Annotated in this window: 14 protein-coding genes; 10 read left to right on the top strand and 4 right to left on the bottom strand. The window is 70.7% G+C overall.

The genetic code is table 11. The annotated features are described in order from the left end of the window. Window positions 1-32: 32 nt before the first annotated feature. Both AB0F52_RS03475 and AB0F52_RS03470 read right to left on the bottom strand, forming a co-directional pair. On the bottom strand, window positions 33-1946 hold the full coding sequence (locus tag AB0F52_RS03475) for an ABC transporter ATP-binding protein (RefSeq protein WP_360164091.1): 1914 nt from the start codon (window positions 1944-1946) through the stop codon (window positions 33-35). A 41-nt stretch (window positions 1947-1987) separates the two neighbouring features. After that, entirely contained in the window at window positions 1988-2455 is a 468-nt protein-coding gene (locus AB0F52_RS03470; RefSeq protein ID WP_360164089.1) for a DUF1579 family protein, read from the bottom strand. 49 nt (window positions 2456-2504) lie between these two features. On the opposite strand from AB0F52_RS03470, the gene AB0F52_RS03465 reads away from it, so the two are divergent. Further along, complete coding sequence (locus tag AB0F52_RS03465) at window positions 2505-2951, top strand: MarR family winged helix-turn-helix transcriptional regulator (RefSeq protein WP_360164087.1); 447 nt, start codon at window positions 2505-2507, stop codon at window positions 2949-2951. Between the two features lie 138 nt (window positions 2952-3089). Here AB0F52_RS03465 and AB0F52_RS03460 read toward each other — a convergent pair whose 3' ends face one another. After that, a complete protein-coding gene (locus AB0F52_RS03460; RefSeq protein ID WP_360164085.1) occupies window positions 3090-3545 on the bottom strand; it encodes a helix-turn-helix domain-containing protein in 456 nt (151 codons plus the stop codon). A 90-nt stretch (window positions 3546-3635) separates the two neighbouring features. Here AB0F52_RS03460 and AB0F52_RS03455 point away from each other — a divergent pair, with 90 nt between their 5' ends. Together AB0F52_RS03455 and AB0F52_RS03450 are read left to right on the top strand one after the other, a co-directional pair. Continuing rightward, window positions 3636-4223, top strand: a complete 588-nt coding sequence (locus AB0F52_RS03455) for a dihydrofolate reductase family protein (protein WP_360164083.1) — start codon at window positions 3636-3638, stop codon at window positions 4221-4223. A 39-nt stretch (window positions 4224-4262) separates the two neighbouring features. Further along, window positions 4263-4646 (top strand): PPOX class F420-dependent oxidoreductase, encoded by a 384-nt coding sequence (locus AB0F52_RS03450; RefSeq protein WP_103335676.1) that lies wholly within the window; start codon window positions 4263-4265, stop codon window positions 4644-4646. Window positions 4647-4649: 3 nt separating this feature from the next. Here AB0F52_RS03450 and AB0F52_RS03445 read toward each other — a convergent pair whose 3' ends face one another. Next, window positions 4650-5231, bottom strand: coding sequence for a TetR/AcrR family transcriptional regulator (locus AB0F52_RS03445; protein WP_360164081.1), 582 nt, complete (start codon window positions 5229-5231; stop codon window positions 4650-4652). A 95-nt stretch (window positions 5232-5326) separates the two neighbouring features. Here AB0F52_RS03445 and AB0F52_RS03440 point away from each other — a divergent pair, with 95 nt between their 5' ends. The 7 genes from AB0F52_RS03440 (at window position 5327) to AB0F52_RS03410 (ending at window position 14796) form a co-directional block, all read left to right on the top strand. Continuing rightward, window positions 5327-7753 carry a glycoside hydrolase family 3 C-terminal domain-containing protein gene (locus AB0F52_RS03440; RefSeq protein ID WP_360164079.1) on the top strand — a complete coding sequence of 809 codons (2427 nt, stop codon included), beginning with the start codon at window positions 5327-5329 and terminating at the stop codon, window positions 7751-7753. A 152-nt stretch (window positions 7754-7905) separates the two neighbouring features. Continuing rightward, the gene (locus AB0F52_RS03435) at window positions 7906-8808 is read left to right on the top strand and encodes a GNAT family N-acetyltransferase (RefSeq protein WP_360164077.1); all 903 of its coding nucleotides are present in this window, start codon (window positions 7906-7908) and stop codon (window positions 8806-8808) included. A gap of 80 nt (window positions 8809-8888) precedes the next feature. Next, window positions 8889-9314, top strand: coding sequence for a hypothetical protein (locus AB0F52_RS03430; RefSeq protein WP_360164075.1), 426 nt, complete (start codon window positions 8889-8891; stop codon window positions 9312-9314). Window positions 9315-9345: 31 nt separating this feature from the next. Continuing rightward, window positions 9346-10965, top strand: coding sequence for a 2,3-epoxybenzoyl-CoA dihydrolase (gene boxC, locus AB0F52_RS03425; protein ID WP_360164073.1), 1620 nt, complete (start codon window positions 9346-9348; stop codon window positions 10963-10965). Window positions 10966-10970: 5 nt separating this feature from the next. Continuing rightward, window positions 10971-12392: a benzoyl-CoA 2,3-epoxidase subunit BoxB gene (boxB, locus tag AB0F52_RS03420; RefSeq protein WP_360164071.1), complete on the top strand. Its 1422-nt coding sequence runs from the start codon at window positions 10971-10973 to the stop codon at window positions 12390-12392. Window positions 12393-12400: 8 nt separating this feature from the next. Next, window positions 12401-13945, top strand: coding sequence for a benzoate-CoA ligase family protein (locus AB0F52_RS03415; RefSeq protein ID WP_360164069.1), 1545 nt, complete (start codon window positions 12401-12403; stop codon window positions 13943-13945). Then, window positions 13942-14796, top strand: a complete 855-nt coding sequence (locus AB0F52_RS03410; RefSeq protein ID WP_360164067.1) for an amidohydrolase family protein — start codon at window positions 13942-13944, stop codon at window positions 14794-14796. The genes AB0F52_RS03415 and AB0F52_RS03410 overlap by 4 nt, the downstream gene beginning before the upstream one ends. The last annotated feature ends 50 nt before the right edge of the window (window positions 14797-14846 follow it).

Here is a 14846-nt window from a genome sequence, read left to right as displayed (position 1 = left end):
GGCTGGGTGCGGGTGAGCGGGCGGGTGGGCGGTCAGGGCTGGCCGTTTCGGTAGGCGCGGGCCTGGATCTCGTACAGTTCGTGGTAGACCCCGCCCGCGCTGATCAGCTCGTCGTGGGTGCCTTCTTCGATCAGTTTTCCCTTCTCCAGCACCAGGATCCGGTCGGCCGAGCGGATGTTGGCCAGCCGGTGCGTCACCAGCACCGTCGTGCGGCGGCCGCGGTCCGAGCGGCTCGCGTGCTGGAGGCCGGCGAACACGCGGGCTTCGGCGCGGGCGTCGAGCGCCGCTGTCGGTTCGTCGGCCACCAGGACCGAGGCGTCCCGGTAGATGCCGCGGGCGATGCCCATGCGCTGCCACTGGCCGCCGGAAAGGTCGTGGCCCTCGTCGAACTTCTTCGACAGGACCGTGTTCTCCCCGGCCGGCAGGGAAGCGATCACCTCGTCCGCGCCCGAGTAGTCGACGGCTTCGCGCCACGCCTGCCTGTCCGGGTCCGGCCGGCCGAGGCGGCCGACCGTGATGTTGTTCGCCGCCGTCATCGGCCACTCCGCCGGTTCCTGCGCGATCACCGCGATGTTCGCGTGCACCGATGCCGGGTCCGCCCGGGCGAGGTCGACGTCGTCCCAGCGGACCGTGCCCTCGTCCGGCGGGTAGAGCCCGGTGAGCAGCTTGCCGAGGGTGGTCTTGCCCGAGCCGTTCTCACCGACCAGCGCGACCACCTCGCCGCGCCGGATCGTCAGCGAGACGTCCCGCAGCGCCGGGCTGCCCCGGCCCGGGTAGGTGAACGTGACGCCGTCCAGCCGGATCTCGGCCGGGTCGGCCGGCGCGGTCACCGACGTCGGCGGCGGTTGCCGCTTCCGGGACTCCGCGAGCAGCTGGTTGTAGAACCCGATGTAGAAGGAGTCCTCGTACAGCGAATTGACCGCGCGCATCGTGTTGGACAGCGCCGTGGACGCCGTGCGCATCGCCAGCACCGCCGTGCCGGCCAGCGCCAGCTCCATCGCGCCGGTGTAGAGCAGCCAGCCGAGCACCAGGTACGCGACCGCCGTGCCGAAGCCGGCCGCCGCCCGCCCGCTGGTGCGCACCAGGTTGCTCCGGTGCGCCAGCCGCATCTCCTCACGCGTGAGGCTGCGCGAGATGCGCCGGTATTCGCCGAGCAACGGCTCCTGCAACGTCAGCGCGTGCCGTTCGAGGGCCATCGAGCGCCAGGTGGCGACCTCTTCCACGACCGACTTGCGGATGTTGCGCCCGACGGTGTCCAGGAAGTGCCGGTAGTTCAGCTTCGCGACGCGCGCGGCGGCCCAGCCGTCGGCCGCCGCCGCGAGCAGGAGCACCGGGGCCAGCCACGGGTTGAGCAGCCCGGCCGTGAGCATCGCCGCCGCCAGCGAGATCACCGAAGACGTCAGGTCGGCCAGCCGCCGCAGGCTCGTCTCGATGGCCCGCACCCCGAACCGCGCGCCCTGCCGGGCCAGCTCGCGGAAGTCCGCGTCCTCGAACGCGATCAGCCCGACGCGCACGACCGCGGCCGTCACCGCGTCGTCCGCCGCCGCGGTGACCCGGGGCCGGAGCGCGCCTTCGACGGCGGCGACGGCCGCGTCCAGCACCGCGCGCGCCGCGTACGACCCGGTGACGACCGCGATCGCCGGCAACGACTGCAGCACGCGATCCGGCGTCGGGCCCTGTTCGAGCAGTGCGGTGAAGACGTTCGCGGTGGCGAGCAGCCCGAACGCCGTGACGCAGCCGGACACGACGTGCACGACGGCGGCCAGCAGCGTCAGCCGCGGGGAAGTCCGCCACGCCAGCCGCAGCACGACCGAGATCGCGGTGGGCAGTGCGCGCACGGCCTGGCCGAAGCCCGCGGCGGCCACGCGTTCGTCGACGCGGGCCCACTCGGGCATCTTGACGTTCTCGACCCCGATCAGCGGGGGCGGCTCGGCGGTTCTGGACACGCCTCCATCTCTACTCCGGGGGTCCGACAGTTTCGGGTCAGCTACTGGTCCTTCCGGGTGTACCTGGCCCGCAAAAACGGGCTGTACTCCGGGTTTTCACCCATCCGGACGTCGATTTCGTGCGTCAGCGTCCCGCCGCCGGGCGTGAGCCGGTGCCGGGCGACGCCGCGCGCGGTCCGCTTCTCCAGGGTCAGCGTCGCGCCGGTCCAGGTACCGCGGGCGGCCGACTCGGGCGGGAAGCCGTAGCTGTCGAAGCCGTACCAGAGCGTTTCGCCGGTGGCCGGGTCGGCGGTGAAGACGTTGTGGCCGAGGAACTCGGACCCGTCCTCGCGCCGCTGCCGGTAGTGCTGGATCACGGCGAAACCGTTGAGGGCCAAGCGGTATTCGCAGTCGGCACGCGCGGTCGAGGCCGGCGCCCACGGCGAGGCGGCGAGTTCCTCGGTGCCGGTCCAGTCGCCGACGAACGCCTTCAGCGCGTCGTGCGCGGGGCCGAGGCGGGGGATGTCCATGGTCGTCTCCATTTCGACAGGCACCTGTCGATGTGCGAGACTAGCACGCATGCGGTCACCTCGAGCCGAGACGTTCACCCGCGTGATCGACGCGGTCTTCGCGTGCAACGGCGGCTTCCTCGCCGCGGGCGACGCGCTGACCGAGCCGGTCGGGCTGACGGCGGCACAGTGGCAGGTCCTCGGCTTCCTCGAGGACGGCCCGGCGACCGCCGCCGAGGTGGCGCGCCGCCGCGGGCTGCGCCGCCAGAGCGTGCAGGAGACGGTGAACCGCTTGCTGCGCAACGGAATGCTCGACCGCTTGCCGAACCCGGCCGATGCGCGGGCGCCGCTGTTGTCGTTGACGCGGCGGGCTCGCACGGCGATGCGGGAACTGGGCTCGGCGCAGGTCGCGTGGGCCGAGGACGTGGCGGCCGAGGTGCCGCTGGAGGACCTCGAGACGACGCTGCGCACGCTGCAGCGATTGCGCGGAGTGGTGGCCCAGCCGCGATTGCTGTGAGCGGCTCAGCCGGTCAGGTGCTGGGCAGCGCGGGCGGCGGCGGTCGGTGTGGCTGGCTTGCCGGTGTGGCTCAGCGGGCCGCGCCGGGGCTGCGAGGGGCGGCGGTCGGTGTGGCCGGCCGAGTCGGGCCGGTGTGGCTCAGGGGGTCGCGCCGGGGCCGGCCAGTACGTCGACGTCTCCTGCGTGCATCGGCTCGCCGCAGTGGGCGCAGCGCAGGGCGGCCACGCTGATTTCGCCGCACGCGTGGTGGCGGTGGAGCACCGGGGGTCCTGCCTCGCCCGCCAGCCACTTGTCGCCCCAGCGGGTCATCACCAGCAGCATGTCGACCAGCTCGGTGCCCTTCTCGGTCAGGACGTACTCGTAGCGCGGACGGCGGTCGTACGGGCGGCGATCGAGGATGCCGGAGTCGACCAGGTGGTTCAGCCGCTCGGTGAGGACCTTGCGCGAGATGCCGAGGTCCGCCTGGAGCTGTTCGAACCGGCTGAGGCCGACCCACACGTCCCGCAGGATCAGCGGTGACCACGGTTCGCCGATGACGTCGAGCGTGCGCGCGATCGAGCACGCGGCCAGTTCGCTGAAGTTCGTGCGCTGCATGGACCCAGCTTAACACTTGGGGTTCCCTTAAGGAACTCAAGCTGCTACGGTTCTGGAGTCTCCTGAAGGAACTCAGAAGGGAAAGTCGCGATGAGCAAGGTCTTCAGCGCCCACGCCGTGTCGGTGGACGGCTACATCACCGGCCGCGGCGCCGGCCCGGGTCAGGGACTCGGTGACGGCGGGACGCTCTTCGACTGGTACTCCGACGGGGACACCCGGAGCCGGGTCTTCGACTTCTTCACCCTCAGCGAGCCGAGTGCCCGCGTCTTCGACTCGCTCGCCGGCCGGGTGGGCGCGATCGTGGCGGGCCGCAACACCTACGAAGACTCGGAACACTTCGGTGGCGGCAGCCCGCACCCGGACGCCCCGCTCTTCCTGGTCAGCCACCGGCCCGCACCGGAACTGACCGAGCGGCAGACCCTCGCCGGCACCGTCGAAGACGCGATCGCGGCGGCCCGCGAGGCGGCCGGCGGCAAGGACGTCGGCCTCATGGGCGGTGGCGTGCTGGCCTCGGCGCTGCAGGCCGGCCTGGTCGACGAAATCGTGCTCCACCAGGTGCCGGTGCTGCTCGGCGGCGGTCGGTCGTTCTTCCGGGAGCTGCCGTCGCACGTGCGGCTCAGCCTGCTCGAGGCCGTGGCCGCGCCCGGCGTCACCCACCTCCACTACGCCGTCGCCTGAAGCCGTCGCCTGAACCCCTACCCCAGCAAGGAGCCGACCATGCTCGACGCCGACGTCCGCCGCATCATCGCCACCACCGCGATCGGTCACCTCGCCACCGTCCTGCCCGACGGCGCGCCCCATTCGGTCCCGGTCTGGGTCGACCCGGAGGGCGATCGCATCGCCATCCTGACCGGCCCGGACTCGCGCAAAGCCCGCAACCTCCGGCGTGATCCGCGCGTCGCGCTTTCGCTGACCCCGCCGGACAACCCGTTCGAACCCGTCATCATCCGCGGCCGGGTGGCCGAGTGGATCGAGGGTGACGCCGCCTGGGAGATCGTCGACCGGATCGCGAACAAGTACATCGGTGCGCCGTACACGCGAGAGCAGCAGCGGGTGGTCGCGCTCATCGAGGTCGAGCGCCAGAGCGTCGGCATGCGCTGATCGTCAGTCCGGCTTCACCCCCAGCAGGGTGAGGAACGTGCGGAACCCGGCGGACATGTCGACCTCCGCCGGGTCGAGGAGCCATTGCAGCTGGAGGCCGTCGAGGATGGCGATGGCCAGCGGGGCCAGCTGTTCCGGGGTCGTGCCCGGCGGCAGTTCGTCGCGGTGGCGCTCGAGCATCTGGGTCATGCCCGCCCGCACCCGCGCGTAGCGGTCCTGGAAGTACTTCCGCGCCGGGTGGTCCTCCGTGACGCTGTCCGCCGAAAGCACCGTGTACGTCTGCACGATGCCCGGGCGGGTCGCGTTGTAGTCCACCAGGTCGGCCAGCTGGTTCACCGTCATCGCCGACGGGTCGCCCTCCGGGGCGTGCCCGAAGTGCAGCAGGTCCCACTCGTCGCGGGTTTCCAGCACCGCCGTCAGCAGGTCTTCCTTGGTGGGGAAGTAGTGCATCAGGCCCTGTTGCGTCAGCCCGACGCGCTCGGCCACCGCGGCCAGTGACGTGCCTCGGTAGCCGCGCTCGGCGATCACCTCGAACGCCGCTCGGACGATGCCGGCTCGGCGGTCGGCGCCCCTGGCCCGGGTCATGATCCCGAGCCTACGTCAGCGAGCGTCACGGAAGCATAACGTTCACTACTCACCGCCAGGTAGGGTGACGGCAGGACCGACCGCGGAGGACGCGCATGAGCTTCGACGTCGAGGCGCTGCTGGCCGAGCTCGACCTGGACGCCAAGGCGAGCCTGCTCGCCGGTCAGGACGTCTGGTCCCTTCCCGGGCTGCCGCGGATCGGGCTCGCCTCGATGGTTCTTTCCGACGGCCCGGTCGGCGTCCGCGGCACGCGCTGGAGCCCGGACGACCCCTCGGTGACCCTGCCCAGCCCGACGGCGCTCGCGGCGAGCTGGGACCCGCGGCTGGCCGTGCGCGCCGGCCGGCTGCTCGCGCAGGAAGCCCGGCGCAAGGGCGTGCACGTGCTGCTCGCCCCGACGGTCAACCTCCACCGCTCGCCGCTGGGCGGCCGGCACTTCGAGTGCTACTCCGAAGACCCCCTCCTCACCGGGATGATCGGCGCCGGCTACGTGACCGGCGTGCAGGACGGCGGGGTCGCCGTCACGGTCAAGCACTTCGTCGCCAACGACTTCGAGACCGAACGCTTCACCGCCGATGTGCGCGTCAGCGAGCGCGCCCTGCGCGAGCTCTACCTCGCGCCGTTCGAACTCATCGTCCGGCGCGCGAAGCCGTGGGGGATCATGGCCGCCTACAACAGCGTCAACGGCGTCACGATGACCCAGCACGCCGAACTGCTCAACGGCGTGCTGCGCGACGAATGGGGCTTCGACGGCTTCGTCGTCTCCGACTGGCTGGCCGCGCGCGACACCGTCGCTTCCGCCAACGGCGGCCTCGACGTCGCCATGCCCGGCCCCCGCACGGTGTTCGGCGAACGGCTCGCCGAAGCCGTCCGCGGCGGCGAAGTCGACGAAGCCGTCGTCGACGCCATGGTCCGCCGCGTGCTCCTGCTCGCCGACCGGACCGGCGCGCTCGGCGGCGGGCCCGCGGCAAAAGGGTCCGACGTGGACGGCGACGCGGTCGCGCGCGAGATCGCGCACCGGTCGTTCGTGTTGCTCCGCAACGAAACCGGCGTGCTGCCCCTGCGGGAGCCGCAGAGCATCGCGCTCATCGGCGCGCTCGCCGCGGACCCCAAGATCCTCGGTGGCGGCAGTGCCACCGTGTTCCCCGATCACGTCGTCTCCCCTCTCGACGGCCTCAAAGCGGCCGTTCCCGCGGGCACCGAGCTCGTCTACGCCCCCGGTGCCGATCCGCGGACGACGTTACCGACCGCCACCGACAGTTTCCGGCTCCGCGCGACGGCCCGCGCCGCCGACGGCACCGAACTCGCGCAGTTTTCCTTGCGGCAAGCCAGGATCGACTGGATCGGCGAACTGCCGGCCGGGCTCGACATCGGCACGCTCGCCTCGGTCGAGATCGCCGGCACGTTCCTCCCGGAGCAAAGCGGCACGCACACCTTCGGCGTCACCGGCCCCGGCGACCTCCGCCTCACCGTCGCCGGCCAGACCGTCTTCGACGGCGTGAACCTGCCGGAGGGCGGGGACATCTTCACGTCGATCATGCAGGTGCACGAACAACGCCGGGAGGTCGAGCTGACCGCGGGCGAGCCGGTCGACGTCAGCCTGACCTACTGGATCCCGTCGGAGATGGCGGAGTTCGCCAGGGGCACCTTCGCCTGGGTCACCTTCGCGCTCGGCCACCGCGGGCCGGTCCTCGACCCGGACGCGAGCCTCGACGAAGCCGTTGCCCTGGCGGCGAAGTCGGAGGTCGCCGTCGTCGTGGTCGGCACGACCGCCGAGGTCGAGAGCGAAGGGTTCGACCGGACGTCCCTCGCCCTGCCCGGACGCCAGGACGAACTCGTCGCGCGGGTCGCCGAAGCGAACCGGAACACCGTCGTGGTCGTCAACGCCGGCTCCCCGGTGGAGATGCCGTGGCGCGACGACGTCGCCGCGGTGCTGCTCACCTGGTTCCCCGGCCAGGCCGGCGGCGACGCGCTCGCCGATGTCCTCTTCGGCCGCGAGGAGCCCGGTGGCCGCCTGCCGACGACCTGGCCGGCGAAGCTCGAAGCCGCGCCGGTCACCGACGTGACGCCGGAAGACGGCGTGCTCGAGTACGGCGAAGACGTGTACATCGGCTACGGCGCCTGGGCCCGCGCCGGCGGGCAACCCGCGTACTGGTTCGGACACGGCCAGGGCTACACGACCTGGGCGTACCAAGAACTCGACGCCTACCCGGACGAGGAAGGCGGCGTGCGCGTCCGGGTCCGCGTGCGCAACACGGGAACGCGCGCGGGACGCGAGGTCGTGCAGCTCTACCTGGCCCCGACCGAGCGCGGCGACCGGCCGCAGCGCTGGCTGGCCGGGTTCGCGAGCGTCGAAGCCCGGCCCGGCCAGGCCGTCGAGACCGACATCGTCATCACGCCGAGGTCGGCCGAAGTCTGGCGCGACGGCTGGCAGCACATCGCGGGCGAGTACGTCCTGGAGGCTTCGCACTCCTACGCCGAGCCGCGGCTGAGCACGCGTGTGGTGCTCCAGAAAATCCGTTGATCATCGCGGGTGCATCCCCTAGGGTCTCGTGAAGGCACCTTGACCAGCGAAAGGAGGTGGGACCGATGATCACGCAACCGATCACGCGCTCCCACCTCGCAGCGAGGGTGCCGGCTGTCTGACCGGGAGCGCGTACTCCTGGAAGGATTTCCATGACCGAACTGGTCGTGCGCCCGCTCGAAGCGGGCGAAGAAACACTGTTCACCTCCCTGCCCGATCGTGGTCTCGTCGGCCGCACGCTGCTCGGCGACGACTTCATCGAGATGGCGAAGAGGGGCGAGTACCGGCCCGAGTGGACGTGGGTCGCGCTGCGCGACGACGTCGTCGTGGCCCGCGCCGCCTGGTGGGCCAAGGCCGGTGACGCCGCCCCGATCGCCCTGGACTGGTTCGACTTCACCGACTTCGACGCGGCCGTCCACCTGCTGAAAACCGCACCGCTGCACGCGGAGTACGCACTGCACACGCCCCCGGCGTGGCAGGACGACCCGGACGTCGCGCGCGAAGTGACCGGCCGGGTCGAGGCGGCCGAGGCGGCGGGCTACCGCCGGCTCGTCGAGCGCTACCGCTTCCGCTGGACCCCGGAAAACGGCCTGCCGGAGAAGCCCGGCCGGCTCGAGTTCCGGCCCGAGCCGGACGACGACGTCCTCCTCGACGTCTTCAAGCGGGTGCACGTCGGCAGCCTCGACGCGCACGCGCGCAAGGCCATCGAAGAGCAGGGCCTCGAAGCGGCCGCGCGGGAAGACCTCGACCTGATGAAGTGGATGCCGGCGCCGCGGGACTGGTGGCGGCTGGCGTACACGCCCGAAGGCGAGCTGGCCGGCCTCGTCCTGCCGAGCCGCAACGTCTACGACCCGGTGGTCGGCTACGTGGCCGTGGTGCCGGAGCACCGGGGCAAGGGCTACGCGTACGACCTCCTGGTCGAGGCGACGCACGACCTCGTCGGCTACGGGGCGGACCGGATCGTCGCGGGCACCGACGTCGGCAACGTCCCGATGGCGAAGGCGTTCGCGAAGGCGGGTTATCCGGTGGTCCAGCACCGCATCGACTTCGTGTGACCCCGGGGCGGCCGCGTCTTGCCGGGCGCGGCCGCCGCGCGTTACTCTCGCTAGAGCGATCTATCAAATCGGGGGCCGTGATGGACAAAGGACTGACTCCGCTTCGCGTGATTCTCGGCTTCTCGCTGCTCAGCACGGCGATCCACTACGCGCACAACGCCATCCGGTACGCGGACTACCCCCAGCTCCAGGGAATCTCCCCGCTCGTCGGTGGCATCATCGTCGCCGTCACCTGGGTGGTGCTCACGGCCTTCGGCTGGCTCGGCTACCGCGCGTACACGCAAGGCCGGTACCCCCGCGCCCTGGCGTTCCTCTTGGTCTACTCCCTCGCCGGAATGGTCACGCTCGGCCACTTCCTCACCGGCGTCCCGCGGATCCCTGCGTTCTGGTTCGCGACGATCTTCACCGATGCCACAGCCGGGCTGGCCTTGTGGGTCTTCCTGACCTGGGCGTGGGCCACGCTCAACCGGGTGACCACCCGAGATCAACTTTCTACACAACGTTGACGTCCGTCTGGCTCATGTAGACAATCGAGTGGTGACCACCACCACACCGGTTGCCTTCGACCGCCGTCCGGACGAGTACCGCCACTGGCGCCTGCGGGTGGACGGCGAGGTGGCCTGGCTGGAGCTGGACGTCGACGAGCAGGGCGGGCTGGTCCCGGGGTACGAGCTCAAGCTCAACTCCTACGACCTCGGCGTCGACATCGAGCTCTACGACGCCACGCAGCGGCTGCGGTTCGAGCACCCCGAGGTCCGCGTGGTCATCGTGACCAGCGCCAAGGACAAGGTCTTCTGCGCCGGCGCGAACATCCGGATGCTCGCCGCGTCGGAGCACCACTGGAAGGTGAACTTCTGCAAGTTCACCAACGAGACCCGCAACGGCATGGAGGACGCCACCGAGCACTCCGGCCAGGTCTACCTGGCCGCGGTGAACGGCACCTGCGCCGGCGGTGGCTACGAAATCGCGCTGGCCTGCGAAAAGATCTTCCTGATCGACGACAACTCCTCGACCGTCGCGTTGCCGGAGGTGCCGCTGCTGGGCGTGCTGCCCGGCACCGGCGGTCTCACCCGGGTCGTCGACAAGCGGCGCGTCCGCCGGGACCTCGCCGACGTCTTCGCCACGCGCCCGGACGGCGTCAAGGGCAAGACGGCCGTCGACTGGCGGCTGGTCGACGAACTGGTGCCCCGCCAGGACTTCCGCGAGAAGGTCCTCGAAAAGGCGCGGGAACTCGCCCGGCGGTCCGAGAAGCCGGCGGAACACGGCATCGAGCTCACCCCGCTCGAACATCGCCATGTCGACACCGACGTGGCCAAGGACCAGGTCACGATCACCGTCAAGGGGCCTGAAAACGACCCCGGCGACCTGCACGAAGAGGGCGCGGGCGGCTGGTTCCTCGCGATGACCCGCGAGCTGGACGACACGATCCTGCGGCTGCGCACCAACGAGGTCGAAGCCGGCACGTGGATCCTTCGGACCCAGGGCGACCCGGCGAAGGTGCTGGCGCACGAGCAGGCCGTGCTCGGGCAAAAGGACTGGCTGGCCAACGAGATCACGCACTACTTCAAGCGCACGCTCAAACGCCTCGACGTCACCAGCCGCAGCCTGATCGCGCTCATCGAACCCGGCAGCTGCTTCACCGGGGCCCTGCTGGAAATCGCGCTGGCCGCGGACCGCCAGTACATCCTGGACGGCCCGCCGGTCGACAATGAAGACAGTGACGAACGGGCGTCGATCCAGCTGACCGACGCCAACTTCGGCGCCTTCCCGATGGGCAACGGCCTGACCCGCTTGCAGGCCCGCTTCTACGGCGACGACGACCACCTCGCCTGGCTCGCGCGCGAGAAGAACCGCGAGCTGAGCGCGGCCGAAGCCCTCGAGCTCGGCCTGGTCACCGACGCCCCGGACGACCTCGACTGGGAGGACGAGATCCGGATCGCGCTCGAAGGCCGCGCGTCGCTGTCCCCGGACGCGCTCACCGGCATGGAGGCCAACCACCGGTTCGTCGGTCCCGAGACCATCGAGACCAAGATCTTCGGCCGGCTGGCGGCTTGGCAGAACTGGATTTTCACCCGGCCGAACGCATCCGGGCCGGAAGGCGCGCTGCGCCGCTACGGTACGGGACAGAAGGCCGTCTTCGACAGGAAGCGGGTCTAGCGCAGATGCCCGAGAAGATCGACTACGACGCCAAGATCCCCAACAACGTCAACCTCTCCGAGGACCGGCGGTTGCAGCGCGCGCTGGAGGGCTGGCAGCCGAAGTTCCTGCACTGGTGGGGCGAGATGGGGCCGACGCTGGAGACCCAGGGGGTCTACCTGCGCACCGCGGTCAGCGTGGGCCGCGAAGGCTGGGCGCACTTCGACCACGTCAACGTGCCGGAGTACCGCTGGGGCATCTTCCTCGCCGAGCGCGACCCGGACCGGCGGATCGCCTTCGGCGAGCACCAGGGCGAGCCGGTGTGGCAGCAGGTGCCCGGCGAGTACCGCGCCGACCTGCAGCGGCTGATCGTCATCCAGGGTGACACCGAACCGGCGTCGGTCGAGCAGCAGAAACTCCTCGGCCTGACCGCGCCGAGCCTGTACGACCTGCGGAACCTGTTCCAGGTCAACGTCGAAGAAGGCCGTCACCTGTGGGCGATGGTGTACCTGCTGCACGCCTACTTCGGCCGCGAAGGCCGTGACGAGGCCGAAGGGCTGCTGCTGCGCAACTCCGGCAGTCCCGACGCGCCTCGCATCCTCGGAGCGTTCAACGAGGAAACCGCCGACTGGCTGGCGTTCTACATGTTCACCTACTTCACCGACCGCGACGGGAAGTACCAGCTCGGCACGCTCAAGGAGTCCTCCTTCGACCCGCTTTCGCGCACCTGCGAGTTCATGCTCAAGGAAGAAGCGCACCACATGATGGTGGGCACCACCGGCGTCGACCGCGTGGTGACCCGCAGCGCCGAGCTGATCCGCGAGCACGACACGTACGACATCGGCCCGCACGGCGGCATCCCGCTCGACATCATCCAGAAGTACATCAACTTCCACTACACCGTGTCGCTCGACCTGTTCGGCAGCGAGACGTCGACGAACGCGGCGAACTACTACACCGCCGGGCTCAAGGGCCGCTGGCAGGAAACCCGCCGCAAGGACGACCACAAGCTCACCGAGGACGCCCGCACGCTGGAGCGGCCGACCGGCGACGGCACCTGGACGACCGAGGAGCTGCAGGCGATCCTGCTGCTCAACCTCGATCTGCGCAGCGAGTACGTGGCCGACTGCCAGACCGGCGTGAAGCGCTGGAACAAGATCCTCGCCGACGCCGGCATCGATCGCACGTTCCGCTTGCCGCACCCTGGCTTCAACCGCGAAGTGGGCATAAACTCCGGCCACCACGTCACTCCCGACGGCACCATCGTCGACGAGGCGACCTGGGAGGCAGGCAAACGCAAGTGGCTGCCCACGACCGAAGACCTCACCTTCGTCCGTTCGCTGATGCGCCCGGTGTACGAGCGGGGGAAGATCGCGAGCTGGGTCGCGCCGCCGCGGCAGGGCATCAACGGCAAGCCCATCGACTACGAGTACGTGCACCTCACGTAGGAGGCCTGGTGGCGACAGGGTTCAATGCCGCGGAGTACCTGCTCTCGGCCGGGCACCCGGACGCGACCGCGGTCGTGTCGCCCGGGCGATCCCTCACCTACGCCGAGCTCGCCGAGGAGTCCCGGCGCGTCGCCGGCGGGCTCGCCGGACTCGGGGTGCGGCCCGAAGAACGGGTCATGTTCTGCATGGTCGACGACGTCGAGCTGCTCACCGGCATCCTCGGCGCGATGCTGGCCGGCGCGGTCGCCGTCCCGGTGTCGACCATGGTCACCGGGCCGGAGCTGGGCCAGGTGCTGGCCGACTCGCGGGCGCGCGTGCTGTGCGTGTCCGGGGAGTTCGCCGAGCAGGCCGGGATCGCGCTCGGGCTCGCTCCCGAGGTCACCGACGTCGTGCTCGACCGCTGCGACGGCGCCGGGTTCGGCGTCCGGACGCACGACTGGCCGTCACTGGCGGGATCGCTCCCCAGTGGACGGACGTGGGAGGACTCGCCCGCGCTGTGGCTGTACACGTCGGGCACCACGGGGCAGCCGAAGGGCGCGATGCACCGGCACGCGAGCATCCGCGCGGTCTGCGAGACCTACGCCCGCGGTGTGCTGGGGACGACGTCGTCGGATCGGTTCCTGTCCGTGCCGAAGCTGTTCTTCGCCTACGGGCTGGGGAATTCGTGCTTCTTCCCGCTCGGCGCGGGCGGGACGACGCTGCTCGAGCCTTCGCGCCCGACGCCCGCGTTGTTCGCGAAACGCGCTCGCGAGGAGCGGCCGTCGCTGTTCTTCGCGGTCCCGACGTTCTACGCGGCGTTGCTCGCCAGCGACGTCCCGGACGACTCGTTTTCTTCGGTGCGGTACGCGGTTTCGGCCGGTGAGCCGCTGCCCGCGTCCCTGTTCGAACGGTTCCGCGCGCGCTTCGGGCTGGCGATCCTCGACGGCATCGGGTCGACCGAGGCCCTGCACATCTTCCTGTCGAACCAGCCCGGTTCGGTGCGGCCGGGCAGCACCGGCGTCCCGGTGCCGGGGTATTCCGTGCAGCTGCGCGACGAGACCGGGGCGGTGATCGACGCCGCCGGCAAGCCGGGCGAGCTGTTCGTGGCCGGCCCGTCGACGGCGACCGGGTACTGGGCTCGGTACGACGCGACGAAGCTGGTGTTCCAGGGCGAGTGGCTGCGGACCGGCGACAGCTACGTCCGGAACGAAGACGGGACCTACAGCTGTCTCGGCCGGTTCGGGGACATGCTGAAGGCGGGCGGGATCTGGGTCTCACCGTCCGAAGTGGAGGAACGGCTGCGGCAGCACCCGGCGGTGGCCGAGGTCGCCGTCGTCGCCGCGCCGGACGCCGACGGCCTCGACAAGCCGGTGGCGTGCATCGTCCCCGCTCCCGGGTTCGCGGTGGACCCGGCCGAGCTGATCGAGTTCTGCCGCGAGGGGTTGGCGGCGTTCAAGCGCCCGCGCGGGGTGGTCGAGCTGGCGGAGCTGCCGAAGACGGCGACCGGCAAGATCCGCCGCAACGTGATCCGCGAGCTGGTCCGCGACTCGCTGCGGACGGTACCCAGCTCGTGATCGACGGGCACTTCGTGGTCGACGCCCACGTCCACACGCCGCGGCTGCCGACGCTGAAACCGGCGTGGCTGCAGTGGGCGCACGAGTTCGCCGGGGCGTACCCGTGGCGTTCGGTGTACGCCTCCGACGGTTCGGTGGTGCCGTCCGCGATGGACGAGCTGATGGAGTCCGAGGGCGTCGACCGGGTCCTGCTGTTCTGCGAGTACAGCCCGCGGGCGACCGGGATCCAGCCGATCGAGGACAACCTGCCGCTGGTTTCGTTCAACCCGGAGCGGTTCCGGCTCGTGGCGAACGTGAACCCGTACCTGCACCACCCGGCGGCGTCGGAGGTGGCGCGGCAGCTGGACCTGGGTGCGGTGGCGCTGAAGATCCACCCGGTGCACGGCGCGTTTTCACCGGCGGACAAGGAGCTGTACCCGGTCTACCAGCTGTGCCTCGAACGCGGCGTGCCGGTGATCCTCCACTCGGGAACGTCGAGCTTTCCGGGATCCCGCACCAGTTTCGGCAATCCGGAGCTGCTGTCCGATGTGGTCGAAGACTTCCCGTCACTGCAGTTCGTCTTCGCCCACGGCGGCCGCGGCTGGTGGTACGACGTGGCGGCGTTCCTGGCGCTGGCCAGGGAAAACGTGTGGCTCGACCTGGCCGGGCTGCCGCCGAAGAAGCTGCCGGAGTACTACCGCCGGTTCGACCTGACGCGGCTGGCGGGGAAGTTCGTGTTCGGGACGGACTGGCCGGGCGTGCCTTCGGTGGCGGCGAACGTCCGGGCGCTGGCCGGGCTCGGGCTGCCCGAGGAGGTGCTGAGCGGGGTCCTTTCGGGGAACGCGATCAAGCTGATGCCGTCGCTGGCTTAGCGGGCCGAACGCGGGGGTGCCTGCCGGAACCGGCGGCACCCCCGCGCCCC

Origin of the sequence: Amycolatopsis sp. NPDC024027, from assembly GCF_040638975.1 — a bacterium.
Lineage (GTDB): Bacteria > Actinomycetota > Actinomycetes > Mycobacteriales > Pseudonocardiaceae > Amycolatopsis.
The sequence above is the reverse complement of the archived record's forward strand: the minus strand, read 5'-3'. Positions and strand labels throughout refer to the sequence as shown.

Excerpts from the sequence above, each read along its gene's own strand:
- AB0F52_RS03470 (WP_360164089.1), bottom strand. The coding sequence starts at position 2,455 with ATGGACATCCCCCGCCTCGGCCCCGCGCACGACGCGCTGAAGGCGTTC.
- AB0F52_RS03465 (WP_360164087.1), top strand. The coding sequence starts at position 2,505 with ATGCGGTCACCTCGAGCCGAGACGTTCACCCGCGTGATCGACGCGGTC.
- AB0F52_RS03445 (WP_360164081.1), bottom strand. The coding sequence starts at position 5,231 with ATGACCCGGGCCAGGGGCGCCGACCGCCGAGCCGGCATCGTCCGAGCG.
- AB0F52_RS03455 (WP_360164083.1), top strand. The coding sequence starts at position 3,636 with ATGAGCAAGGTCTTCAGCGCCCACGCCGTGTCGGTGGACGGCTACATC.
- AB0F52_RS03435 (WP_360164077.1), top strand. The coding sequence starts at position 7,906 with ATGACCGAACTGGTCGTGCGCCCGCTCGAAGCGGGCGAAGAAACACTG.
- AB0F52_RS03440 (WP_360164079.1), top strand. The coding sequence starts at position 5,327 with ATGAGCTTCGACGTCGAGGCGCTGCTGGCCGAGCTCGACCTGGACGCC.
- AB0F52_RS03460 (WP_360164085.1), bottom strand. The coding sequence starts at position 3,545 with ATGCAGCGCACGAACTTCAGCGAACTGGCCGCGTGCTCGATCGCGCGC.
- boxB (WP_360164071.1), top strand. The coding sequence starts at position 10,971 with ATGCCCGAGAAGATCGACTACGACGCCAAGATCCCCAACAACGTCAAC.
- AB0F52_RS03450 (WP_103335676.1), top strand. The coding sequence starts at position 4,263 with ATGCTCGACGCCGACGTCCGCCGCATCATCGCCACCACCGCGATCGGT.
- AB0F52_RS03430 (WP_360164075.1), top strand. The coding sequence starts at position 8,889 with ATGGACAAAGGACTGACTCCGCTTCGCGTGATTCTCGGCTTCTCGCTG.